This window comes from Hydrogenophaga sp. BPS33 (genome assembly GCF_009859475.1).
GTDB lineage: Bacteria > Pseudomonadota > Gammaproteobacteria > Burkholderiales > Burkholderiaceae_C > Hydrogenophaga.
In genome coordinates this window covers 789,248-811,276 of record NZ_CP044549.1, presented here as the reverse complement: position 1 = coordinate 811,276, position 22,029 = coordinate 789,248, and the positions used below count along the sequence as shown (strand labels likewise).

At 67.2% G+C, this 22,029-nt stretch carries 23 protein-coding genes; 4 read left to right on the top strand and 19 right to left on the bottom strand.

Features of this window, described 5'->3' with window-relative positions; all coding sequences use genetic code 11:
* Positions 1–30 precede the first annotated feature (30 nt).
* The 3 genes from can to F9K07_RS03910 are packed head-to-tail and all read right to left on the bottom strand — an operon-like array spanning position 31 to position 2,340.
* Positions 31–690 (bottom strand): carbonate dehydratase, encoded by a 660-nt coding sequence (gene can / locus F9K07_RS03920; protein WP_159589578.1) that lies wholly within the window; start codon positions 688–690, stop codon positions 31–33.
* 37 nt (positions 691–727) lie between these two features.
* Positions 728–1,909, bottom strand: a complete 1,182-nt coding sequence (locus tag F9K07_RS03915) for an isovaleryl-CoA dehydrogenase (protein WP_159589576.1) — start codon at positions 1,907–1,909, stop codon at positions 728–730.
* 47 nt (positions 1,910–1,956) lie between these two features.
* Positions 1,957–2,340, bottom strand: coding sequence for a PaaI family thioesterase (locus tag F9K07_RS03910; protein ID WP_159596805.1), 384 nt, complete (start codon positions 2,338–2,340; stop codon positions 1,957–1,959).
* Between the two features lie 185 nt (positions 2,341–2,525).
* Between F9K07_RS03910 and F9K07_RS03905 the strand changes: the two genes are divergently transcribed.
* The gene (locus F9K07_RS03905) at positions 2,526–3,140 is read left to right on the top strand and encodes an IMPACT family protein (RefSeq protein ID WP_159589574.1); all 615 of its coding nucleotides are present in this window, start codon (positions 2,526–2,528) and stop codon (positions 3,138–3,140) included.
* Here F9K07_RS03905 and F9K07_RS03900 read toward each other — a convergent pair.
* Complete coding sequence (locus F9K07_RS03900) at positions 3,120–3,716, bottom strand: TetR/AcrR family transcriptional regulator (RefSeq protein WP_159589572.1); 597 nt, start codon at positions 3,714–3,716, stop codon at positions 3,120–3,122. The two genes, F9K07_RS03905 and F9K07_RS03900, sit on opposite strands and share 21 nt — an antisense overlap.
* A gap of 69 nt (positions 3,717–3,785) precedes the next feature.
* Between F9K07_RS03900 and F9K07_RS03895 the strand changes: the two genes are divergently transcribed.
* On the top strand, positions 3,786–4,211 hold the full coding sequence (locus F9K07_RS03895; protein ID WP_159589570.1) for a VOC family protein: 426 nt from the start codon (positions 3,786–3,788) through the stop codon (positions 4,209–4,211).
* Between the two features lies 1 nt (position 4,212).
* Here F9K07_RS03895 and F9K07_RS03890 read toward each other — a convergent pair whose 3' ends face one another.
* Both F9K07_RS03890 and F9K07_RS03885 read right to left on the bottom strand, forming a co-directional pair.
* Positions 4,213–4,581, bottom strand: coding sequence for a DUF1304 domain-containing protein (locus F9K07_RS03890; protein ID WP_159589568.1), 369 nt, complete (start codon positions 4,579–4,581; stop codon positions 4,213–4,215).
* Positions 4,582–4,632: 51 nt separating this feature from the next.
* Positions 4,633–5,052 carry a MerR family transcriptional regulator gene (locus F9K07_RS03885; RefSeq protein ID WP_159589566.1) on the bottom strand — a complete coding sequence of 140 codons (420 nt, stop codon included), beginning with the start codon at positions 5,050–5,052 and terminating at the stop codon, positions 4,633–4,635.
* 144 nt (positions 5,053–5,196) lie between these two features.
* On the opposite strand from F9K07_RS03885, the gene F9K07_RS03880 reads away from it, so the two are divergent.
* Positions 5,197–6,135 (top strand): LysR family transcriptional regulator, encoded by a 939-nt coding sequence (locus F9K07_RS03880; protein ID WP_159589564.1) that lies wholly within the window; start codon positions 5,197–5,199, stop codon positions 6,133–6,135.
* Positions 6,136–6,141: 6 nt separating this feature from the next.
* Here the strand turns inward: F9K07_RS03880 and F9K07_RS03875 are convergent, their stop codons facing one another.
* From F9K07_RS03875 to F9K07_RS03845, 7 genes are all read right to left on the bottom strand, one after another.
* Positions 6,142–6,804 carry an RraA family protein gene (locus tag F9K07_RS03875; protein ID WP_159589562.1) on the bottom strand — a complete coding sequence of 221 codons (663 nt, stop codon included), beginning with the start codon at positions 6,802–6,804 and terminating at the stop codon, positions 6,142–6,144.
* Positions 6,805–6,814: 10 nt separating this feature from the next.
* Positions 6,815–7,651: a carbon-nitrogen hydrolase family protein gene (locus F9K07_RS03870; protein WP_159589560.1), complete on the bottom strand. Its 837-nt coding sequence runs from the start codon at positions 7,649–7,651 to the stop codon at positions 6,815–6,817.
* A 34-nt stretch (positions 7,652–7,685) separates the two neighbouring features.
* Complete coding sequence (locus F9K07_RS03865) at positions 7,686–8,423, bottom strand: aldolase/citrate lyase family protein (protein WP_159589558.1); 738 nt, start codon at positions 8,421–8,423, stop codon at positions 7,686–7,688.
* Positions 8,424–8,553: 130 nt separating this feature from the next.
* Positions 8,554–9,528 carry a tripartite tricarboxylate transporter substrate binding protein gene (locus tag F9K07_RS03860; protein ID WP_159589556.1) on the bottom strand — a complete coding sequence of 325 codons (975 nt, stop codon included), beginning with the start codon at positions 9,526–9,528 and terminating at the stop codon, positions 8,554–8,556.
* A 150-nt stretch (positions 9,529–9,678) separates the two neighbouring features.
* Positions 9,679–10,128 (bottom strand): GNAT family N-acetyltransferase, encoded by a 450-nt coding sequence (locus tag F9K07_RS03855; RefSeq protein WP_159589554.1) that lies wholly within the window; start codon positions 10,126–10,128, stop codon positions 9,679–9,681.
* Entirely contained in the window at positions 10,125–11,603 is a 1,479-nt protein-coding gene (locus F9K07_RS03850; protein ID WP_159589552.1) for an NAD-dependent succinate-semialdehyde dehydrogenase, read from the bottom strand. Before F9K07_RS03850 ends, F9K07_RS03855 begins: the two co-directional genes overlap by 4 nt.
* A gap of 13 nt (positions 11,604–11,616) precedes the next feature.
* Entirely contained in the window at positions 11,617–12,906 is a 1,290-nt protein-coding gene (locus tag F9K07_RS03845) for a 4-aminobutyrate--2-oxoglutarate transaminase (protein ID WP_159589550.1), read from the bottom strand.
* Between the two features lie 90 nt (positions 12,907–12,996).
* On the opposite strand from F9K07_RS03845, the gene pdxR reads away from it, so the two are divergent.
* Positions 12,997–14,523, top strand: a complete 1,527-nt coding sequence (gene pdxR / locus F9K07_RS03840; RefSeq protein WP_159589548.1) for a MocR-like pyridoxine biosynthesis transcription factor PdxR — start codon at positions 12,997–12,999, stop codon at positions 14,521–14,523.
* Between the two features lies 1 nt (position 14,524).
* On the opposite strand, the gene F9K07_RS03835 is transcribed toward pdxR, so the two are convergent.
* The 6 genes from F9K07_RS03835 to lnt all read right to left on the bottom strand — a co-directional run bounded on the left by F9K07_RS03835 (position 14,525) and on the right by lnt (position 22,026).
* The gene (locus F9K07_RS03835; protein WP_159589546.1) at positions 14,525–15,427 is read right to left on the bottom strand and encodes a M48 family metallopeptidase; all 903 of its coding nucleotides are present in this window, start codon (positions 15,425–15,427) and stop codon (positions 14,525–14,527) included.
* A gap of 8 nt (positions 15,428–15,435) precedes the next feature.
* A complete protein-coding gene (locus F9K07_RS03830) occupies positions 15,436–16,176 on the bottom strand; it encodes a lysophospholipid acyltransferase family protein (protein WP_159596804.1) in 741 nt (246 codons plus the stop codon).
* Between the two features lie 29 nt (positions 16,177–16,205).
* A complete protein-coding gene (gene gmhB / locus F9K07_RS03825) occupies positions 16,206–16,793 on the bottom strand; it encodes a D-glycero-beta-D-manno-heptose 1,7-bisphosphate 7-phosphatase (RefSeq protein WP_159589543.1) in 588 nt (195 codons plus the stop codon).
* A 28-nt stretch (positions 16,794–16,821) separates the two neighbouring features.
* Complete coding sequence (gene glyS, locus F9K07_RS03820) at positions 16,822–18,936, bottom strand: glycine--tRNA ligase subunit beta (RefSeq protein WP_159589541.1); 2,115 nt, start codon at positions 18,934–18,936, stop codon at positions 16,822–16,824.
* Positions 18,937–18,958: 22 nt separating this feature from the next.
* The gene (glyQ, locus tag F9K07_RS03815; RefSeq protein ID WP_159589539.1) at positions 18,959–19,864 is read right to left on the bottom strand and encodes a glycine--tRNA ligase subunit alpha; all 906 of its coding nucleotides are present in this window, start codon (positions 19,862–19,864) and stop codon (positions 18,959–18,961) included.
* 278 nt (positions 19,865–20,142) lie between these two features.
* A complete protein-coding gene (gene lnt / locus F9K07_RS03810; RefSeq protein ID WP_442907384.1) occupies positions 20,143–22,026 on the bottom strand; it encodes an apolipoprotein N-acyltransferase in 1,884 nt (627 codons plus the stop codon).
* Between the last annotated feature and the right edge of the window lie 3 nt (positions 22,027–22,029).

The window sequence follows — 22,029 nt, the reverse complement described above, 5'->3', positions numbered from 1 at the left end:
GACAAGGGAATGAAGATCGGTGGGAAGGACTCAGTGGCGCGAACGCACCGCCACGCCTTCCACCGCACTGAGGTAGACCGAATCCAGATCGGGGTTGCCGCGCAAGGTCATCTGCAGGTCCTGCACCAGGCCGTCCTTGAGCCCGTAGACCCAGCCGTGCAGCGCCAGCGGTTGACCGCGGCTCCAAGCGTCCTGCACCACAGTGGTTTGCGCGACGTTGACCACCTGCTCGATGGCGTTCAACTCACACAGCGCGTCGTGCCGGTAGATCTCGGGCAACCCGGCGATCAGGTTGGCATGGCGGTCGCGCACGTCCTTGATGTGGCGCAGCCAGTTGTCGGCCAGGCCCACGCGCGTGTCGCGCAAGGCGGCCAGCACGCCACCGCAACCGTAGTGGCCCACCACCATCAGGTGCTCGACCTTGAGCACGTCGACCGCGTACTGCACGGTGGACAGGCAGTTGAGATCGGTCGGCACGACCACGTTGGCCACGTTGCGGTGCACGAAGACCTCGCCCGGATCGAGGCCGGTGATCTGGTTCGCCGGCACGCGGCTGTCGGAGCAGCCGATCCACATGTAGCGCGGGCTCTGCTGTTGCGAGAGCTTGGTGAAAAAACCCGGGCGTTCGGCTTCGACTTGCGCCGCCCAGCGCCGGTTGTGGTCTATCAGGTGTTGAAGATCGTTGCTCATGGAATAGAAGTTTTTGGCTCAACGAAGGACGCGCCGTTCAGCAGGTTTCGGCGAACAGCTCGCGGCCGATGAGCATACGGCGAATCTCGCTCGTGCCCGCGCCGATCTCGTAGAGCTTGGCATCGCGCCACAGACGGCCCAGCGGGTACTCGTTGATGTAGCCATTGCCGCCGTAGATCTGGATGCCTTCTCCGGCCATCCAGGTCGCCTTCTCGGCGCACCACAGGATCACCGATGCGCAGTCCTTGCGCACCTGGCGCACATGCTCGGTGCCCAGCAGGTCCAGGTTCTTCGCCACGGTATAGGCGAACGAACGGCCCGCCTGCAGCACGGTGTACATGTCGGCCACCTTGCCCTGGATGAGCTGGAACTCGCCGATGCTCTGGCCGAACTGCTTGCGGTCGTGGATGTAGGGCACCACGTTGTCCATGACGGCCTGCATGATGCCCAGCGGCCCGCCGGTGAGCACCGCGCGCTCGTAGTCCAGCCCGCTCATGAGTACCTTGGCGCCGTTGTTCAGGCCGCCCAGGATGTTCTCGGCCGGCACCTCGACGTCGTGGAACACCATCTCGCCGGTGTGGCTGCCGCGCATGCCGAGCTTGTCCAGCTTCTGCGCGGTGCTGAAACCCTTCATGCCTTTTTCGACGATGAAAGCCGTCACCCCGCGCGCCCCCATCTCCGGCTCGGTCTTGGCGTAGACCACCATGGTGTCGGCATCGGGGCCGTTGGTGATCCACATCTTGCTGCCGTTGAGCAGGTAGTAGCCGCCCTTGTCCTCGGCCTTGAGCTTCATGCTGATCACGTCGGAACCCGCGCCAGGCTCGCTCATGGCCAGGGCGCCAACATGCTCGCCGCTGATCAGCCTGGGCAAGTACTTCTGGCGCTGCACCTCATTGCCGTTGCGCTTGATCTGGTTCACGCACAGGTTGCTGTGCGCGCCGTAGGACAGGCCCACGCTGGCCGAGGCGCGCGAGATTTCCTCCATGGCGATCATGTGCGCGAGGTAGCCCATGTTGGCGCCACCGTATTCCTCGCCCACGGTGATGCCGAGCACGCCCAGCTCGCCCATCTTGCGCCACACGTCCATCGGGAACTGGTCAGCGCGGTCGATCTCGGCCGCGCGTGGGGCGATCTCGGCCTGAGCGAAGTCGCGCACCGCGTCGCGCAGTGCGTCGATGTCTTCGCCCAACTGGAAATTGAGACCGGGCAGGTTTGTCATGTGGGAGTCTCTCTGAAGTGTTGTGGATGCCGGCGGGTACCGGTGCGTCAACCCTGGATATGGTCGCGGCCGATCACGGCCATGAGCGTACACCCCATGGTGGCGATGAGTTTTTCGCGCCCGCCGTCGATGGCAAAGGCGTGGCCTTCGCACACGGTCACGGTACGTCCGGGCTTGATCACCGTGCCGACCATGCGGAAACGTTCCCCCTGCGCGGGTGCGAGCAGGTTGATCTTGAATTCGATGGTGAGCACCGCGGCCTCCAGCGCCATCAAGGTGAACGCGGCGTAGCCGCAGGCGGAGTCGAGCGCCGTGGCCACCATGCCGGCATGCAGAAAACCGTGCTGCTGCGTCAGCGGCTGCGCCCATGGCATGCCGATTTCCACCCGGCCCGCTTCCACCACGGCCAGGGTGGCGCCCAGCGTGCGCATGGCGGCCTGGCGCGCAAAACTCTCGTGTGTGCGCGGGCCGAAATCGGGATGGCGCGGCTCGAACGTGGGGTGGGGCAAGGGACGACCTGGGCGAAGAGAAGACGCGGAATTCTACGTTGACGTTTACGTAAACGTCAATCAAAGACATCTCAACCCGGCCGCTGGCACGGCTATGCTCGACCGCCATGCCTTTCACCCTGTCCGCGCCGGCCCACAGCGAAAGCCTGATCAAGAAGAGCCGTTTCATCGGCTGCGTGGAGCCCATGGCCGACCGGGCCTCGGCGCAGCGGCGCGTCGCCGCGCTGCGGGCCGAACACCCCACCGCCACCCACGTGTGCTGGGCGCTCATGGCCGGCGGGCACTCCGCCGCCAACGACGATGGCGAACCCGGCGGCACCGCCGGGCGGCCGATGCTGGAGGTCTTGCGCCACCACGATCTGGAAGGTGTGCTGGCCACCGTGGTGCGCTACTACGGCGGCACGCCGCTGGGAGCGGGCGGTCTGGTGCGCGCCTACAGCGACAGCGTGGCCCAGGCCCTGGCACGGGCCGAGAAGGTGCCGCTGGTGCGCTGGCGCGCGCTGCGCTGCGTGCTGCCCTACGCCCTGGAAGGCTGGTTGCGCCGCGAACTCGAGGCGCAGGGTGCGCGGCTGGTCGACGCGCAGCACGGCAACGGCGTGACGGTCTCGCTGCGGGTGCCCGAGACCCAGGCCGAAGCGCTGGTCGCGCGCATCAACGACGCCGGACAGGGACGCATTGAATGGCTGGAGGACGGCACCGAATCAAGCCGGGAAGAGCCCTGAGAGCAACAGGCGCACGGCCTGTTCGTACGGCGCCGCGGGCTCGCCGCGCGCGATCGCCAAGGCGGCCCGGTCGAACGCGGCCGAGAGCAGCACGCTGAGTTCGCGCAGCGGCACCGCGGGCTTGCCGTCGGCCCAGGCCGCCTGCAACCCTTCCTGCAAGGCTTGGAAGCCCGCCAGGTCGCTCAACTCCATCACCTGCTCGGCCGACAACACCACCGGCGCTTCCAGCAACAGCAGGCGGGCACGCCCTTGCCCCGACATCGCCGCGAAGTAGGCCTGCGCGCCGGCGAGCAACGCGTTCACGGGCTTCTTGTGGCGCCGGGCACCTTGCGCGATCTCGTCGGCCACCTCTTGCGCCACCTGCCGCGCCACGGCCTGGAACAGCGCTGTCTTGTCGGCGAAGTGGTGGTACAGCGCGCCGCGCGTGACGTTCGCCGCCGCCACGATCTCGGGCGTTCCGGTCGCGGCAAAGCCCCGGGTTTCGAACAAGGCGCGGGCGGTGACCATCAGCGCGGCTCGCGTGGCGTCGGTGCGTTCACCCTGTGAACGGCGTGGGGGTGTTCGGGTTGTTTGCATACATGCAGCCTGTATGTTAAATTGAACTTACATACACATTGTATGCAAACTCACACCAGGAGCCGACACATGAAGTCCACCAGCTACTACCCTGTGCTCATGACCGATCGCGTGAGCGAGACCGCGCGCTTCTACGAGCAGCATTTCCGCTTCACACGCCTGTTCGACAGCGACTGGTACGTGCACCTGCAATCGAGCGAAGACGCCAGCGTGAACCTCGCCGTGCTCGACAGCGGCCACATGACGATTCCCGCTGCCGGGCGCGGTGCGCGCGCCAGCGGTGTGCTGCTGAACTTCGAGGTGGAGGACGTCGACGCGGAATACGCGCGCGTTCAGGCGCAGGAACTACCGGTGCTGCTGGCGCTGCGCGACGAACCCTTCGGACAGCGCCACTTCATCGTGCAAGGCCCGGACGGCGTGCTGATCGACGTGATCAAGCCGATCCCGCCGAGCGCCGAATTCCTGCGGCAGTTCGCGCCGGGTGCGGCGGTGTGACTCAGCCCATCGAACGGCCGAGGAACAACAGCACCAGGCCGATCGTGGCCGGCAGCACCTGCACAAAGAGAATCTTGCGGCTGGCGGTGGCCGCGCCGTACAGGCCCGCCACGAACACGCACAGCAGAAAGAACACCTTCACGCCAAAGCCTTCGGGGCCGAGCCACAAACCCCAGAACAGGCCGGCCGCGAGAAAGCCGTTGTAGAGCCCCTGGTTGGCCGCCAGCACCTTGGTGGCCGCGGCCGAGGCGGGTGTCTGCCCGAAAGCGCGCAGGCCGGCGGGCTTGTCCCACAGAAACATTTCGAGCACGAGGATGTAGACGTGGATCAAGCCCACAAGGCCGACGACAACGTTGGCGATCAAGGACATGTGCCCTCCTGGCAATGAGCGCTGCGGATGCGGCAGCGGCGCCTTGGCAGCTTAACCCGCGCGCGCGGTCTTGCCACCCTGCTCGATCTTGTTCAGCAAGGCCCGCGCTTCCTTCTCGTGCGTCTTCACCTCGTCCAGGTTGGCCACCAAGTCGGCCATTTGCTCTTCGAGCTGGCGCCGGTGATCGGCCAGGATGGTGAGGAACTTGCGCAGCTGCGGCCCGGTGTCGCGCGGGCTGTCGTAGGTGTCGATGATGTCCTTGGCCTCGGTCAGCGAGAGGCCCAGGCGCTTGGCGCGCAAGGTGAGCTTGAGGCGCGTTCGGTCGCGCGAGCTGTAGACCCGGTTGCGTCCGCCCGGGCCTTCGCGCTGCGGCTGCAGCAGGCCCATGTCTTCGTAGAAACGGATGGCGCGCGTGGTCAGGTCGAACTCGCGCGCCAGGTCGCTGATGGTGTAGGTCGGGTTCGACGCCATGGCTGCTTCGGGGTGGAGTTGACGTTTACGTCAACGTGAGGCGGCGATCTTATACGCAATCGTGCGGCCCTGGCAGTCGCAACCAGCGTCGGAACGCCTATTGCTCAAGCACGCACCTACAATGAATTTTCAGCGCCCGACCCCATGAACATCCGCTTTCTTGAAACCGTGATCTGGCTCGCCCACGACCGGAATTTCCGCGTCACGAGCGAGCGGCTGCACATGACGCAGCCCGCCATCTCCAGCCGCATCCAGATGATCGAGCAGGAACTCGGGGTACGCCTGTTCGAACGGCAGGCGCGCGAGGTCACGGTAACGCTGGCGGGCGAGGCCTTCGTGGCCGAGGCGCGCGAGATCATCCGGCGCTACGACGCGATGATGAACCGCCACCGCAAATCGGCCGAACTGGGCGGACTGGTGCGCATCGGCGTGCCGTCGAGCATGGCGCACCTGCTGCTGCCGGAGATCACCCGCACCCTGCGCGAGCACCATCCCAGCGTGCGCCTGGAGGTGCTGACCGACGATACCTCGGACAAGCTCACGCGCCTTTTGCCCGAGAAGCGCATCGACATCTGCCTCACCGCGCACCCGCCCGCCAGCCACGCGAACTTCGAGGTGGTGCCGATCTGCACATTGGCCATGGTGTGGGCCGCGTCGCCCACATTGGTGCAGCCGTCCACCGACCACTACACGCCGCGCGAGCTCAGCCGCCTGCCGATCATTTCCTACGCACCAGGCACGTTGAATGCGAAGCGCGTGACCGACTTCTTCGGCTCGGGCAGCACCGACACGCCGCACCTGATCACGTCGAACTCACTCGCCACGTCGATGCATATGGCGCAGAACGGCATCGGAGTGACGATGCTGCCCTTGGCACTGATCCAGAACCAGTTGGCCGACGGCAGCCTGCATGTGCTGCACACGCACCCCTCGTTTCCACCCACGGCGTACTCGGCGGTGTGGATGGCCGACAGCGAGGCCGCCACGAATGCGCGGGCCATCGCGGAATTGGCAAGCCAGGCGGCGCGCAAGCTGACCGCCCAGTTCCCGGCCGACGTGGTTTTTATCGCCGACGCCGACTAACGTTGTTCAAGCGCGCGCCAACACCTTGCTTGACGCGCCCGACAGCTCGCCCAGCTTCGCGCCGCGCGCGATCGCGGCTTCTCGGTCCACGCTGCGCCGCTGAATGGCCAGCGCTCTTTCGGCGATCAGCAGCGCCTCGTTGCGCGGCAGCACCAGCACGCCGCTGGCGTCGGCCAGTACCACGTCACCCGGCATCACCGCGACGCCGCCACACGACACCGGCACGTTCAAGCCGCCGCCGAGGTCGTGCAGTCGCGTGGTGATGGGCGAGACACCGCGCGCCCACAACGGGAACGACGAGGCTTCGATCTCCTCGGTGTCGGTGCAGGGTCCATCGACCACGGCGCCGGCCGCGCCCGCCGCTTTCGCGGCCACGGTAACGCCACCGCCCCAGCAGGCGTGGCGGTCATCGCCCAGGCGATCGATCACGAGGAAATCGCCCGGGCGCACCAGGCCCACCGCGTGGTGCAGCAGCGTGGAGTCGGAGCTGGGGATCGCCACCGTGACGGCCGTGCCAACCACGCGCCGCGCCGGGCGCAAGATGGACTGGATCGTCGGGTCCACGAAGCCCATCAGGCGCCAGTGGCCGACGGTCGCGGTCTCCACTTGCCCGAGCGCCTCGACGATGCGAGGGTCCAGCGGCAGCGGCATGTCGTTGATGGTGTACATGCCCAAAGCCTCAAGCAGCAATCGGCTTGCGGCGTGCCTGCATCGGAATCATGGAGCGCGCATGGTCGATCTGCGAGCGCTCGATGCGGGCAGACACGAAGCCCGGCGCGTTAGAGGCACGAGCCACCACCAAGCCCCAGGGATCGCACACCAGCGAGTTGCCGTACGTCAGGCGGGCCTGGCCGTTGGAGTAGTAGGTTCCGACCTGGGCCGGTGCCACCACGTAGGCCTGGGTTTCGATGGCGCGGGCGCGCAGCAACACATCCCAATGGTCTTTGCCGGTGCCCATGGCGAAGGCCGAAGGCAATGCCACGATGTCCACGCCACGCCGCGCCAAGGCCGCAAAGAGGTCGGAGAAGCGCATGTCGAAACAGATCGCGCAACCCATCGTGAAGCCTTCGATGTCGTAGGTCACGACGTTGTCGCCGGCCTTCACGGTCGCGGACTCGTGGTACTTGGTGCCGTCGGGCGAAGTGATGTCGAACAGGTGGATCTTGCGGTAGGTGGCCACCTCATTGCCTTCGCGGTCGAACACCACGCTGGTGTTGTAGACGCGCGAGTCGCCTTCGATGCGCTCGATCAGCGAACCGGCATGCACCCACACCTTGTGTTCGCGCGCGAAGTTGGAGAGGAAGGTGTACGAGCCGCCGCCCGGCACCGCGCCGGCTGCGGCGTGCTTGCCTTCTTTCTCACCGCCGTAGAAGTCGAAGTACTCCGGCAGCATGATGAGGTCGGGGCCATCCGAAGCGATGGCGGCCTTCATCAGCGCGGCGGCATCGGCCAGGTTTTTTTGCTGGTCCGCGCCGGAGTTCATCTGGATCGCGGTGACTTTGAGTTCGGTTTTCATGGTGTCTCGGTGTGTGTGTGCGTTCGCGGTTGGATCAGAGCGAGTAGCCCTCGTCGGCCAGGCCCTTGATCGCGCCCTGGATACCGTTGCGGATGGCCGCGTATTGCGTGGAGATACAGACCTCGGCCGCGCCGTTCTCGACCGCGAAGCGGCGCTCGGCGGCGGTCCAGGCGGGCATGACCCAGATCTTGCCGACGGCGCGTGCGGCGTCGGCGCAGCGTTGCAGGTCGGCACGGCTTTGTTCGTCGAAGGTGTAGAAGCCCTGGCCCTTGGAGAGCGCGAGATCGGTCGGGCCGGGGAACAGGCCGTCGACGAAATCGAGCGCGACGATCTTCTCGACTTCGTCCAGCGCGGTGCCGGCTTCGATCATCGGCAGGCACAGCACGCGGCGGTTCTCGTCCTCAAAGTAGGTCGACGCCGGCTTCATGAAGTTGACCGGGCGGCCACCGTAGTAGCTGCGCGTGCCCATCGGCGGGAACTTGGCCGTGGCGCAGACTTCGATCGCATGTGCGGCGCTCATGATGTGCGGAACGATCACGCCGTCGGAGCCGCAGTCGATCGCCTGCTGAATGGCTTCAGCGTGCGGACCCGCGACCTTGGAGAGCACGTTCATGCCCTTGGCCTTGGCAAACGCGATGAACTGGTCCATCGCGTGCAGCGGGAAGATGCCGTGCTCGATGTCGAGCACCAGACGGCGCACGCCGCAGGCATGCGCGATCTCGATGTACGAGAACTGGGGTTCGGAAACCCAGATGGAAAATTGCGTGGTCATGAGAAACACCAAAAACGGTGGAGGATCGAGATGCCAGGGAACGCAAGGATCCGGCTGCGCCGGTCCCAGCGTTCGCCCCCCTACGCGCAGCGGGAGGGGGGAGCGGCGAAGCCGCGCGGGGGGTGGCTCTCTAGTTCTGACTGAGGCTCAATGTTTCTGCCAGCTTGCCCAGCGAGGCGCTCTCGGCCTTGGTGCGGGCCGTGGCTTCGGCCGGCGTGCCGAACACGGGCGTCAGACCGGCCTGCACCAGCTTGTCCTGCTGTGCCTTGTCCTCGAAGCCCTTGGCGACCATGTCGCGGATCTGCTTCACGATCGCTGGCGGCGTGTTGCGCGGTGCGGCCAGGCCGAACCAGGCGGTGGAATCGAACGGAACGCCCAGCTCGGTGGCGGTCGGCACTTGCGGCAGCGCGGGCGAGCGGTTCTTGCTGGTGACGAACAAGGCGGTGAGCTTGTCGGTGTCGATGTAGGGCTTGATCACGCCCACGTTGTCGATGGTGGCTTCGATGTGGCCGCCCAGCAAATCGTTGAGCGAAGGCACGCTGCCCTTGTAAGGCACGGATAGCAATTGCACGCCGGCGGCCTTGTCGAACAACAGCTGCGTCAGGTGGCCGTGGCTGCCCTTGCTGGCGTTGCCGATGCGGATGTCATCGGGCTTCTTCTTGGCGTAGGCCACGAAGTCCTTCAGGTTCTGCGCGGCGAACTTCTTGTGCACCGAGACCACGAAGGGCACGTCCACCAGCACCGAGACCTGGGCCAGGCCGTCGAGCGCGTTGAAGTCCTTGTAGACCACGGGCGTCACCGAGTTGATGCCGCTGGAGGTCATCAGCAAGGTGTAGCCGTCGGGGTTGGCGTTGACCACCATCTTGCCGGCGATCGAGCCGCCCGCGCCGGGCTTGTTGTCCACCACCACGGTCTGGCCGCCCTGCGCGCGCAGCACGTCGGCGACGGAGCGGGCCAGCAGGTCGGTGGTGCCACCGGCCGTGTACGGCACGATGATGGTGATGGTCTTGTTGGGGAAGGCCGCCTGGGCCTGTACGGCTACCGCGAAAGTCAGCGACAGGGCGCCCGCCACGCAGCCAGAGAGGAGCCGAAAGACAGAGTTCATTTGAAGGGGCGAATAAAAAAAATCTGCGCTGTCACGACCGCGTCGCGCGAACTGGTTAGGTCGTGCAGGCATTGTTCGACAGCGAGGGGGTCGCTGTCCAAACACTTATTTTTGTCGCCCGATAAATTTTGCTCTGTCTGTCCAAAGGCCTTACTTCACCGCGTGGCGGTACTGCAGGAAGCCCGACTTCTCAGCAATGCGGTCGTACAGCTGCATCGCGTCGGTGTTGCTCTCGTGCGTGAGCCAGTACACGCGCGAGCAACCGGCATTTTTGGCATCGGCATACACATGCTCGATAAGCCGTCGGCCGTAGCCGCCACCCCGCACGTCGGTGGCCACGAACAGGTCCTGCAGGTAGCAGTAGTTGCCGGTGGTCCAGGTGGAGCGGTGGAAGATCCAGTGCACCAGCCCCACGGGACGGCCGGCCTTGTCCAGCGCCAGCGCGCACTGCATGGGCTCGTTCGCATCGAGCAGGCGCTTCCAGGTCTCGGCCGTCACGCTGTCGGCGATGTCGACCTTGTAGAACTGCTGGTAGCCCTTCCAGAGCGCCAGCCAGGCGCCGAAGTCCTCAGGGGCGACCAGGCGAATGGAATGGCTCATTTCTGGATGTCTCCCAGGCACAGGTATTTCAGTTCCACATAGTCGTCCATGCCGTGGCGCGAACCCTCGCGGCCCAGGCCCGATTGCTTCACGCCGCCAAAGGGCACGTGTTCGCTGGCGATGATGCCGGCGTTGATGCCGACCATGCCGTACTCCAGCGCCTCGGCCACGCGGTAGATGCGGCCCACGTCTCGGCTGTAGAAGTAGCTGGCGAGGCCGAACTCGGTGTCGTTGGCGGCGTCAATCGCCTCCTGCTCGGTCTTGAAGCGGAACACCGGCGCGAACGGGCCAAAGGTTTCTTCCTTGGCGCACAGCATGTCGGGCGTCGCATCGGCCACCACCGTGGGTTCGAAGAACTGTCCGTCCAGGCGTTTGCCGCCCGCCACCACGCGGCCGCCCTTGGCGCGCGCGTCGTCGAGGTGGCGCTGCACCTTGTCCAGCGCAGCGGGCTCGATCAGTGGCCCTTGCACCACGCCGTCTTCAAAACCGTTGCCGACCTTGAACGCCGAGACCCGTGCGGCGAACTTCTTCACAAAGGCGTCGTACACGCCGTCTTGCACGTACAGGCGGTTGGCGCACACGCAGGTCTGGCCGGCGTTGCGGAACTTGCTGGCGAGCGCGCCTTCCACGGCGCTGTCGATGTCGGCGTCGTCGAACACGATGAAAGGCGCGTTTCCGCCGAGTTCGAGTGCAAGCTTCTTGATGGTCGGCGCGCACTGCGCCATGAGGATGCGGCCCACTTCGGTAGAGCCGGTGAAGCTCAGGTGCCGCACCACGTCGCTCGCGCACAGCGCCTTGCCCACGGCAATGCTGTTGTCGCTGTCGGCGGTGATGACGTTGAACACACCGGCAGGAATGCCGGCGCGCACGGCCAGTTCGGCGGCGGCCAGCGCGGTCAGCGGTGTGAGCTCGGCGGGCTTGATGATCACCGGGCAACCGGCAGCCAGCGCGGGCGCGACCTTGCGCGTGATCATGGCCAGCGGGAAGTTCCACGGCGTGATCGCCGCGCACACGCCGATGGGCTGGCGCACCACCATCAGGCGGCGCGTCGGGTCGAAGGTGCTCAGGGTTTCACCGTTCACGCGCTTGGCCTCTTCGGCGTACCACTCGACAAAGCTCGCGCCGTAGGCCACTTCGCCCTTGGCCTCGGCGAAGGGCTTGCCTTGTTCGGCGGTCATGAGGCGGCCCAGGTCGTCCTGGTTCGCCATCAACAGGTCGTACCACTTGCGCAGGATGGTGCTGCGCTCCTTGGCGGATTTCGCGCGCCACGCGGGCCAGGCCGCGTTGGCGGCGGCAATGGCGGCCTCGGCATCGGTCGCATCCAGGTTGGCCACTTCGGCCAGCAACGCGCCGGTGGCCGGGTCGTGCACGGGAAAGCGGTTCGCGCCACCCACCCAGCGGCCATCGATCAGGGCGTCGGTCTTGAGCAGGCTCGGGTCGGCCAGCAACGCCAAGGGTGAAGTCTTCATGTCCATCGTGGGTCTCTCGTCAGGCGGTTGTGGTTTCATGCGTGGCAGCTTGCAGCGCCTCGCGCAGTGTGGTCAGCGCGGCGTCGAACTGCGCGTCGGGGATGGTCAGCGGGTACAGGAAGCGGATCACGTTGGCATAGGTGCCGCAGGTCAGCAGCAACAGGCCGCGGGCCAGGGCTTCCTTCTGCACGCGCGTGGCCATGGCGGCATCGGGCGCGCGGGTCGTGGGATGGGCGAACTCCACCGCCACCATCGAACCCAGGCCGCGCACGTCGGCGATCGCGGGGAAACCGTCGCGCCATTCGTTGAGCATCTCCTGCAGCTTCGCACCCAGGCGGGTGGAACGCTCCAGCAGTTTTTCCGACGCGATCGTGTCCAGCACCGCGTGCGATGCAGCCACGGCCAGCGGATTGGCGGCATAGGTACCGCCCAGGCCACCCGGGCTGGGGGCGTCCATCACCTCGGCGCGGCCGCAGACGGCCGACAGCGGCATGCCTCCGGCCAGGCTCTTGGCCATGGTGATCAGATCGGGTTTGACGCCGTGGTGCTCCATGGCAAAGAGCTTGCCGGTGCGGCCGAACCCGGTCTGCACTTCATCGGCGATGAGCAGGATGCCGTGCTTGTCGCACACGCTGCGCAGCGCCTGCAGGAGCGCGGAGGGCGCGATGTTGAAGCCGCCCTCCCCCTGCACCGGCTCCAGGATGATGGCCGCCACGCGCGTGGGTTCGATGTCCGACTTGAACAACTGCTCCAGCGCGTCGATGCTTTCTTCGACCGTGATGCCGCGCACAGCGCTGGGGAACGGCAGGTGGTAGACCTCACCGGGGAACGGACCGAAGCCGGTCTTGTAGGGCACGACCTTGCCGGTGAGCGCCAGGCCCATCATCGTGCGGCCGTGAAAGCCACCGCTGAAGGCCACGACGCCCGGGCGGCCGGTGTGGTGGCGCGCGATCTTGATGGCGTTTTCCACCGCTTCGGCGCCGGTGGTGAAGAAGGCGGTCTTGGCCGGGCCGGCGATCGGCGCCAACGCGTTGATGCGCTCGGCCAGCGACACGGCGCTTTCGTACGGCACGATCTGGTAAGCGGTGTGCGTGAAGCGCTCCAGCTGCGCCTGGATGGCCGCGACGATGGCCGGGTGGCGGTGGCCGGTGTTCAGCACGGCGATACCGGCGGCGAAATCGGTGAAGGCCCGCCCTTCCACGTCCCACAGCGTGGCGTTTTCGGCACGGTCGGCGTAGAAGTTGCACATCACGCCCACACCGCGCGGGGCGGCGGATTGGCGGCGTTGGTCGAGGTCTTGGTTGCGCATGGCGGTGGTTCCCGGATGAAAGAAGAAACGGATTACAGTTCGAATCGGATCCACGAAAAAGATCCGCATTCGAAATTCGGATAGAACCAATTGAAATCCCTGATCGGCGACCTTCTCCTGCAGCGCCTTGCGGTGGCGCGCGGGGTGAGCAGCGCCGCGCCGACCAACCGCCTGCTGTACGAATGCCTGCGCGGCGCCATCCTCGACGGCACGCTGCCGGCCGCCGCACGGTTGCCGCCCTCGCGCGATCTCGCGCGCGAGCTGGCGGTGTCGCGCAACACCGTCGTGTTCGCCTACGACCAGTTGCTGGCCGAGGGCTACGTGCGCTCGCGCGTGGGCAGCGGCACCTTCGTGGCCGAGGTGTTCCCCGACACGTACACCACGGTGGCGCCCAAGCCGCCAGCGCGCGCGGCGGACCCCACCGCGGCGCCGCCCCCGCCGACGCCACCGCTGTCGCAACGCGCGCTCGGGCTGCTCGGCCGCATCTCCGCCTCGACCGTGCAATGGGGCGCCTTCATGCCGGGCGTGCCCGACGTCACCGCGTTCCCGCACCGGCGTTTCGCGCAAATCCTCGCCCAGCATGCACGTGGCGGCGCGCCGTCGCTGCGCAGCTACGCCACGGCGGGCGGGCACCCGGCCCTGCAGCGCAGCCTGGCGAATTACTTGCGGCAGGCGCGCTCGGTGACATGCGAGGCAGGGCAGATCCTGATCACCGAAGGGATCCACCAGGCCATCGACCTCGTCACGCGCCTGCTGGCCGACCCGGGCGACGCGGCCTGGGTGGAAGACCCAGGCTACTGGGGCACGCGCAGCATCCTGGGCGTGAACGGCGTGCAAGCGCGCGCGCTGCCGGTCGATGCCGAGGGCCTGCAGCTTCCAGAGGCCACACCGGAGGACGCGCGGCTGCGGCTGGCCTTCGTGACCCCTTCGCACCAGTACCCACTGGGTTCGGTGATGAGCCTTACGCGCCGCCTCGCTTTGCTCGAAGCCGCTCGCCGCCGCCGGCTGTGGGTGGTGGAAGACGACTACGACAGCGAGTTCCGCTTCGCCGGCCAGCCCATTCCCTCGCTGCAAGGGCTGGTGGACGACGCGCCGGTGATCTACGTGGGCACCTTCAGCAAGACGCTCTACCCCGGCCTGCGCACCGCCTACATGGTGCTGCCGCCATCGCTGGCCGACACCTTCCGTTCGGCGCAGATGGAGCTCTACCGGGGCGGCCACCTGCTGGAGCAGGCGGCGCTCGCCGACTTCATGGACAGCGGCCAATACGCCGCGCACATCCGCCGCATGCGCATCCTCTACGGTGCGCGCCGCGCGCGGCTGATCGCGCTGGTGGAAGAGCGGCTGGGGCCGGGCTGGATCCACCCGTTCGACAGCAACGCCGGGCTGCACCTGGTGCTGTCTTTGCCGGCCGGTGTGAGCGATGTGGAGATCACGGCCGAGGCGGGCCGCGCCGGTGTGCTGGTACGACCCCTCTCGCGCTACTACGCCGCATCCGATGCCCCGGCGGGATTGCTGCTGGGCTTCGCGAGCGTGCCGGAGGCGGCGATGGCCAAGCCGATGGACATTCTCGCGAGCTGCATCGAACGGGCAGTGCAGCGGATGCGTCCGAACTGAGTCAGTCGTCCAGTGGCACCGCCGCATCGCGCAGCGCACGGCGGCGTTGCGCATGGTCGGGCAGCACGCGGGCCACCACGTCCCAGAACTGCGGGCTGTGGTCCATGTGGTGCAGGTGGCTGAGTTCGTGCACCACGACGTAATCGATCATGTCCAGCTTGAGGTGGATGAGCCGCCAGTTCAGGCGGATCGAGCCGTCGGCGCTCGCGCTGCCCCAGCGCGTGCCGGCGCTGGACAGGCGCAGCTTCGTGTAGCGCACGCCCAGCTGCGGTGCGAAGTGGTCCAGCCGCTCAATGAAGATGGCCTTGGCTCGTTTCATCAGCCAGGCCTGCGCCGCGTCGCGGATCTGCGCCTCCTGCGCGCCCAGCGACAGGCCCAGGCGCAACGTGGCCACGCCGCCCGGCTCGCTAGCGGGCGCTAGCCCCAAGCCCGCCTTGGCGAAGCTCTGCGTGGGGTCGAGCACCAGGCGCATGCGCGCACCCAGGTAATCGAACTCGACGCCATCGGCCCATCGAATACGCGACTGCGCCAACTCGCCCGCGCGCTGGCGCGCGGCCTGCAGCTTTTCCAATACCCAGGCCGACTTGTCGTGCAGCAGCGCCTCGACCTCGCCCACCGAGGTCCAGCGCGGTGCGCTCACGCTCAGGCCATCGGTGCTGACCGACAGGCCGATGGTGCGGCGCTTGCCTCGCTTGAATTCGTAGGCCACATCGCAAGCGCCCAGGCGCAGCATGCGGTTGGCGCGCGGGTGGTGCCAGGCGGCGGGCTGGAACACCTGGGTCATGGGCAGCGCGGGCGGCGCGGCCACGTCCGGCACCCGGGTTGGTGGTGCGGCCGGGCGCGCAGGTGCTTCGGGCTCTGCAGAGCCGAAAAGATCGAGCGCCATTTGGACGAAGCGCTGCATGCTCGGCCTCAAACGTCTCGGTATGCGGAAGGATCGAGTCGGCGCATTTCGGCTTCGATCCAGGCCTCCACCTCGCGCATCAACTCATCGGGCTGTCGGCCCTCGCTCGGAATGGGTTTGCCGATAGAAAACTCCACGGTGCCCGGCTTGCGGATGAACGCCTTGCGCGGCCAGCACTTGGCCGAGGTGACGGCGATCGGGATCACCGGAGCACCGGTTTCCACGGCCAATCGCGTGCCGCCGCTCTTGTATTGGCCCTTCTGGCCGCGCTCGATGCGCGTGCCCTCGGGAAACATGATCACCCAGGTGCCCTGCTTGAGCAGGCGGCGGCCTTGCTCCACCACCTTGTTGAAGGCCTGCGCGCGCTTGCTGCGGTCAATGTGGATCATGTCCATGCGGGCCATGGCCCAGCCGAAGAAGGGCACATACAGCAGCTCCTTCTTGAACACATAGGCCAGCGGGTGCGGCATCAGCGCGGGCATGCAGAAGGTCTCCCAGGTGGACTGGTGCTTGAGCAGCAGGACGGCCGGCGCGGTGCTGCCCACCGGCAGGTTCTCGTAGCCGATCACCTGGTTGCGGATGCCCAGGATCAGCTCGCCGCTTCTGACCGCCAGCTTCAGCCAGCCCGCGCACATCCAGTAGATCTGGGTGCTGTTGAGAAAAGGCGCGGCGATCAGCACGGCGAGCGCCCAGGGCACCACGGTCACGGCCATGAACAAGGTGTGCAGGACCGAGCGCAGCAGGTGGATGAGGATCATGGGGTGTGGGTCAACAAGGTTCAGTTCGCGGGCTGTTGCATCAGCAGCCAGTCGGCAAAAGCGCCGAGGTCGTCGTGGGCGCGCGTGCCAGGCGGCAGGTCGGGCGCGAGCGCGGCCAGGTCGGCGCCCGAAGCTTCGCCGAGGCGGCCGCGCAAATGTTCGGACTTGCCGGTCATCAACAAGTGCGTCTGACAACCGGCGGCGGCGGCGGCGCGCACGTGGCGCATGGCGTTGCCGGCGGCATGTACCTGGGCCAGGGGCACGCCAAAGCGCGAGCCGATCTGCGTGAACAGCCCCGGCGCGGGCTTGCGGCAGGCGCAAACGTCCTCGGGCGCATGCGGGCAGAAAAATACCGCCTCTACCCGTGCACCCACCGCCGCCAGCAGGCGGTGCATCTTGAGGTGGATGGCGTTGAGCGAGGCCATGTCGAACAAGCCCCGCCCAATGCCGGACTGGTTGGTCGCCAGCACCACGCGCCAGCCGCCCTGGTTGAGGCGCGCCACCGCCTCGAGCGCGCCGGGCAAGGGCTCCCACTCTTCCGGCGAGGCCACGTAGTCGTCGCGGCTGCGGTTGAGCGTGCCGTCGCGGTCGAGGATGAGGAGTTTCATGGTGGGCTCCCGACGGCGGTGCAGTGAATCAGGCGGCCAGGCGCGAGAGATCGGCCACGCGGTTCATGGCATTGTGCAACTCGCGCAGCAGGCCCAGGCGGTTGGCCTTGAGCGCGGGGTCCTCGGCGTTGACCATCACGCCGTCGAAGAAGGCGTCGACGGGCGTGCGCAGCGCGGCGAGGGCTTGCAGCGAGGCGGTGTGGTCGCCGGCGTCGAACTTCGCGTTGGCCGCGGGCACGGTGGCCTGCATCGCGGCGAAGAGGTCTTTCTCGGCGGCTTCGGCCAGCAACGCTTCCTTCACCCCCACGGCGTCGCCCTCGGACTTCTTGAGGATGTTGGCGATGCGCTTGTTGGCGGCCGCGAGCGCGGGTGCTTCGGGCAGAGCCGCGAACGCGCGCACGGCCGCGAGCCGTTTGGCAATATCGCTCAGGCGCTCTGGACGCAGGGCCAACACCGCGTCGACCTCTTGCGCGCTGTAGCCCTGCTCGCGCAGGCTGCCGGCAAGGCGGTCGTAGATGAAATCGGCGAGCGTGTCGCTGGGATCCTGGATCAAGCTGCCGAAGGCAGGCACCGCCGATCGCAGCAAGGCCTGCAGATCCAAAGGCAGGTCTTTTTCGACCAGCATGCGCAGCACGCCCAGCGCATGCCGCCGCAGCGCAAACGGGTCCTTGTCGCCGGTCGGCAGGTTGCCGATGCCGAACATGCCCACCAGCGTTTCCAGCTTGTCGGCCAACGCCACGACCACGCCCGTCATGTTGCGCGGCAAATCGTCACCGGCAAAACGCGGCTTGTAGTGGTCCTCGATGGCGAACGCGACCTCTTCGGATTCGCCATCGTGCAGCGCGTAGTAGCGGCCCATGGTGCCTTGCAACTCCGGGAACTCACCCACCATGTCGGTCAGCAGGTCGGTCTTGGCGAGTTGCGCGGCCTTGTCCACCGCAGAAGTGGCATCGCGCAGTTGGTGCGCGATGGCCCGCGCAATGGCGCGCACGCGCTCCACGCGCTCGCCCTGCGTGCCCAGCTTGTTGTGATAGACCACCTTGCCCAGTCCTTCGACGCGCGAGAGCAGCGCCTTCTTGCGGTCCTGGTCGAAGAAGAACTTCGCATCGGCCAGGCGCGGGCGCACCACGCGTTCGTTGCCGCCGATCACCGCGCTCGCATCGCTCGGGCTGATGTTGCTGACCACCAGGAAACGGTTCGTCAGCTTGCCCTGCGCATCGAGCAGGGGGAAGTACTTCTGGTTGGCCTTCATCGTGAGGATCAGGCATTCCTGCGGCACGTCGAGGAACTGCGGTTCGAACTCGCAAACCAATACGTTCGGGCGCTCGACCAGCGCGGTCACTTCGTCCAGCAGCGCGTCGTCGTCGATCGGCTGGCAACCGCCCCCCACTTTCGCCGCGGCCGCAGCGAGTTGGCGCGCGATCTCGGCCTTGCGTTCGGCGAAAGACGCGATCACCGCGCCGTCTTTCGCCAGCACGGCAGCGTAGCTGTCGGCGTCCTTGAGCACCACGGGCGACACAGCCGCTTCGAAGCGGTGGCCTTGCGTGGTGTTGCGCGCCGTGAGGCCAAGGGCCTTGACCGGCACGACTTGAGCGCCATGCAAGGCCACCAGGCCATGTGCGGGGCGCACGAAGTTCACGCTGCTCCAGCCGGGCAGTTCGCAATCGGTCTCGAGCTGGTAGCTCATCACCTTCGGAATCGGCAGCTTGGCAATGGCCTCGTCGAGGGCCTTCTGCAAACCGGCGGCCAACTCGGCCCCGGGCGCCACACTGTCGTAGAACAAAGCCTCGGCCTTGCCATCGGGCGCGCGCTTGAGGCCGGCCACAGCCGACGCATCCGCACCCAGCGCACCCAGGCGCTTGAGCAGGGCTGGCGTGGGCTGGCCATTCGCGTCCAGGCCCACGCTCACCGGCATGAGCTTTTGCGACACGGCCTTGTCGGCCGCGCGCGGCAACACGCCCGTGACATGCGCGGCCAGGCGGCGCGGCGAGGCAAAGGCGGTCACGGCCGCGTCGGCCGCTGCCAGTCCTTGCGCCTTGAGCTGGTCGGCCAGCACGGAGGCGAACGCATCGCCCAGCTTCTTCAGCGCCTTGGGCGGCAGCTCTTCAACAAACAGCTCAATGAGCAGATTCTGTGCAGTCATTCTTTGTTCTTTCCACCAACGCTCACGCGGCCTTCTTCGCCATCTGCTCGACCCACTCGCGCGGCGCCATGGGGAAGCCCAAGCGTTCTCGGCTCTCGTAGTAGCTCTGCGCCACCGAGCGCGCGAGGTTGCGGATGCGCCCGATGTAGGCGGCACGTTCGGTCACGCTGATGGCGCCGCGCGCGTCCAGCAGGTTGAAGGTGTGTGCGGCCTTGAGCACCTGTTCGTAGGCGGGCAGCGCGAGCTGCTGCGCCATCAGGTGCTTGGCCTGTTTCTCGTGCGCGCCGAAGGCGGTGAAGAGGAAGTCGGCGTCGCTGTGCTCGAAGTTGTAGGCCGACTGTTCTTTTTCGTTCTGCAGGTACACGTCGCCATAGCTCAGCGTGTCGGTCCACTTCAGGTTGTAGACGTTGTCCACCCCCTGCAGGTACATGGCCAGGCGCTCCAGGCCGTAGGTGATTTCGCCGGTGATGGGCTTGCAATCGATGCCCCCGACCTGCTGGAAGTAGGTGAACTGCGTGACTTCCATGCCGTTCAACCAGACCTCCCAGCCCAGGCCCCAGGCACCCAGCGTGGGGTTCTCCCAATCGTCCTCGACGAAGCGGATGTCGTTCTTCTTCAGGTCGAAGCCCAGCGCTTCGAGGCTGCCCAGGTAGAGCTCGAGGATGTTGCTCGGCGCGGGCTTGAGCACCACCTGGAACTGGTAGTAGTGCTGCAGGCGGTTGGGGTTCTCGCCATAGCGGCCGTCCTTGGGCCGGCGGCTGGGCTGCACGTAGGCGGCCTTCCAGGGCTCGGGGCCGAGTGCGCGCAGGAAGGTGGCGGTGTGGCTGGTGCCGGCCCCCACCTCCATGTCGTAGGGCTGCAGCAGTGCGCAGCCCTGGGCGTCCCAATAGGACTGCAGTTTCAGAATGATGTGCTGGAAGGTCAACATGCGAATGGGGCCGGGGACGGGGCACGGCCAGGAGAGGTCGGTGTGGGGGCAGGAGGCAAACGCGTGTTCGCGCGACCCGACAAGCGCCCGATTTTACGGGTGCAACCGGGGGAGTTCGGGCCGGCGGCCCGAGCCACCACTCTCTCCGGCGCGATGTACCTTCATCCAGAGACACCGAGGGACGGCTCGGCCGGCCCCAGGTGTCGTCCCCCCTCGAAGCGCCGAAGGCGCGCCACAGAGGGGGGAAGCAGCGCAGTGGCGCAGGGGGGTGTTCCCTTTCAGCGGCGGCGGGTGCGCCCGCCGCGCCGCCCGAGGTTGCGGGCCGAGGCGATCAGCAGCGCCAGCACCAGGCAGCCCACCCACAGGGGCGCCAGGCCCCAGCGCGCCGTCCACTGGGCATACGGCGTGATGCCGTTGCGGCCCTGCACGGTGGCTTCCAGCCGGCCGCGCGTGAGGCGCTGCAGCTCGTGCGTGACCCGGCCCTGGTGGTCGATGACCGCCGTCGCGCCGGTGTTGGTCGCGCGCAGCATGGGCCGGCCCAGCTCGATCGCGCGCAGGCGCGAGATTTGCAGATGCTGGTCGATCGCAATGCTGTCGCCGAACCAGGCGATGTTGCTCAGGTTGACCAGCACCGTGGGTGCGGCGGAGGGGTCGCGGAACGAGGCCGCGAGCTCTTCGCCGAACAGGTCTTCGTAGCAGATGTTGGGCGAGATCCGCTGCCCATGGACCGCCCAGGCAGGTTGTCCGAGCGCGCCGCGGTTGAAGTCGCCCAGCGGAATGTTCATGAGGTCGGTGAACCAGCGGAACAGGGGCGGGATGAACTCGCCAAAGGGCACGAGGTGGTGCTTGTCGTAGCGAAACAGGCCGTTGTTGGGGGTGTCCAGCCGCGCCAGGTGTTGCGCGCGCTGGGCCGCAGCGGCGCTGAGCCCCCAGACCGAGTTGGTGTAGCCCTGCTCCAATCGGCCCAAGGGCAGGCCCAGCAACGCGCTCACGCCACTGCCCGCCGGTTGCTCGGCCAGGCGGCCCAACAAGGGCTGCCAGAAGTCGGGGCCCAGCTGGTCGGGCAGCAGCGGCACCGCGGTTTCCGGTGCCACCACCAGTTGCGGCCCGGTGGCGGAGCTGCGCGCGGCCTGTGTGGCGGCCGCGATCTGCTGCGGGTACCAGCTCAGCGCCTGGGCGATGCCGGTGCCCGGCTGGAACTTCTGGTCCTGTGCGATGTTGCCTTGCAGCAGCCACACCCGCAACTCGCCAGCGTCGGTGGTGGCGCGCTGGCCCAGGCCACGCCAGGCCGCCGAGCTACCCACCAGGCTCCACAGCAGCGCGCCCACCGCGAGCCACAGCATCAGTTCGCGCACCACGCCGGCCCAGCCGCTGGCCAGGGCCGGCAGCAGACGGGCCTGTACCCGGGCGGCCGGCGCGGAGACCCGCACGCCACCGACGGCCCTTGACGCCGGCCGCCGAACGGGCGCCGTCAGCCAATCGTTGAACCGCCGCCAGGCGGTGGACACGAGCGAGGCCAACGCGTAGGCCAGCACGGCCGCCAGAAACCCCATGCCATAGACACCCACCAACGGCGCCCAGGGGGCCATCAGATCCACCTGGGCATAGCCGACCGCGCCCCAGGGAAAGCCGGTGAACCAGTGGCCGCGCGCGAGCTCGGCCAGCGTCCAGAGCGAAGCGAACATCAGGCCCTGGGCGGTGCGCGACACCGGTGCCCAGCTGCACAGGAAGCCCACGCCCACCGCGTAGTACACGGCCAGCAGGCCGGCCAGCGCCAACACCGCCAGCACGGCCAACCAGGCGGGCAGGCCACCGTAGGTGTGCATCGAAATGAACAACCACCAGAAGGTGCCCGACAGCCACACGGTGCTGAACACCCAACCGCGCCACACCGCCTGGCCCACCCGCGTGGCGAATTGCAGCGACAGCGCGAGCGCGGCCAGGGCGACGATCTGCCACCACCCATTGGGCTGCCCCTGCACGACGCCGGGCAGCGCCCAGCCCTGGAACGGCCAGGCGATCGAGGCCGCCTGCAGCGCGCCTGCGGCCACGCACAGCAACCACCAGAAAAATCCGCTGCCACGCGCAGCGCGCCCGGGCGGGCGGCGGCTCATGGGGTTGAAGCTGGAGGGTGTGTGCAGGGACCCGAACAGGCTGCGCATGGG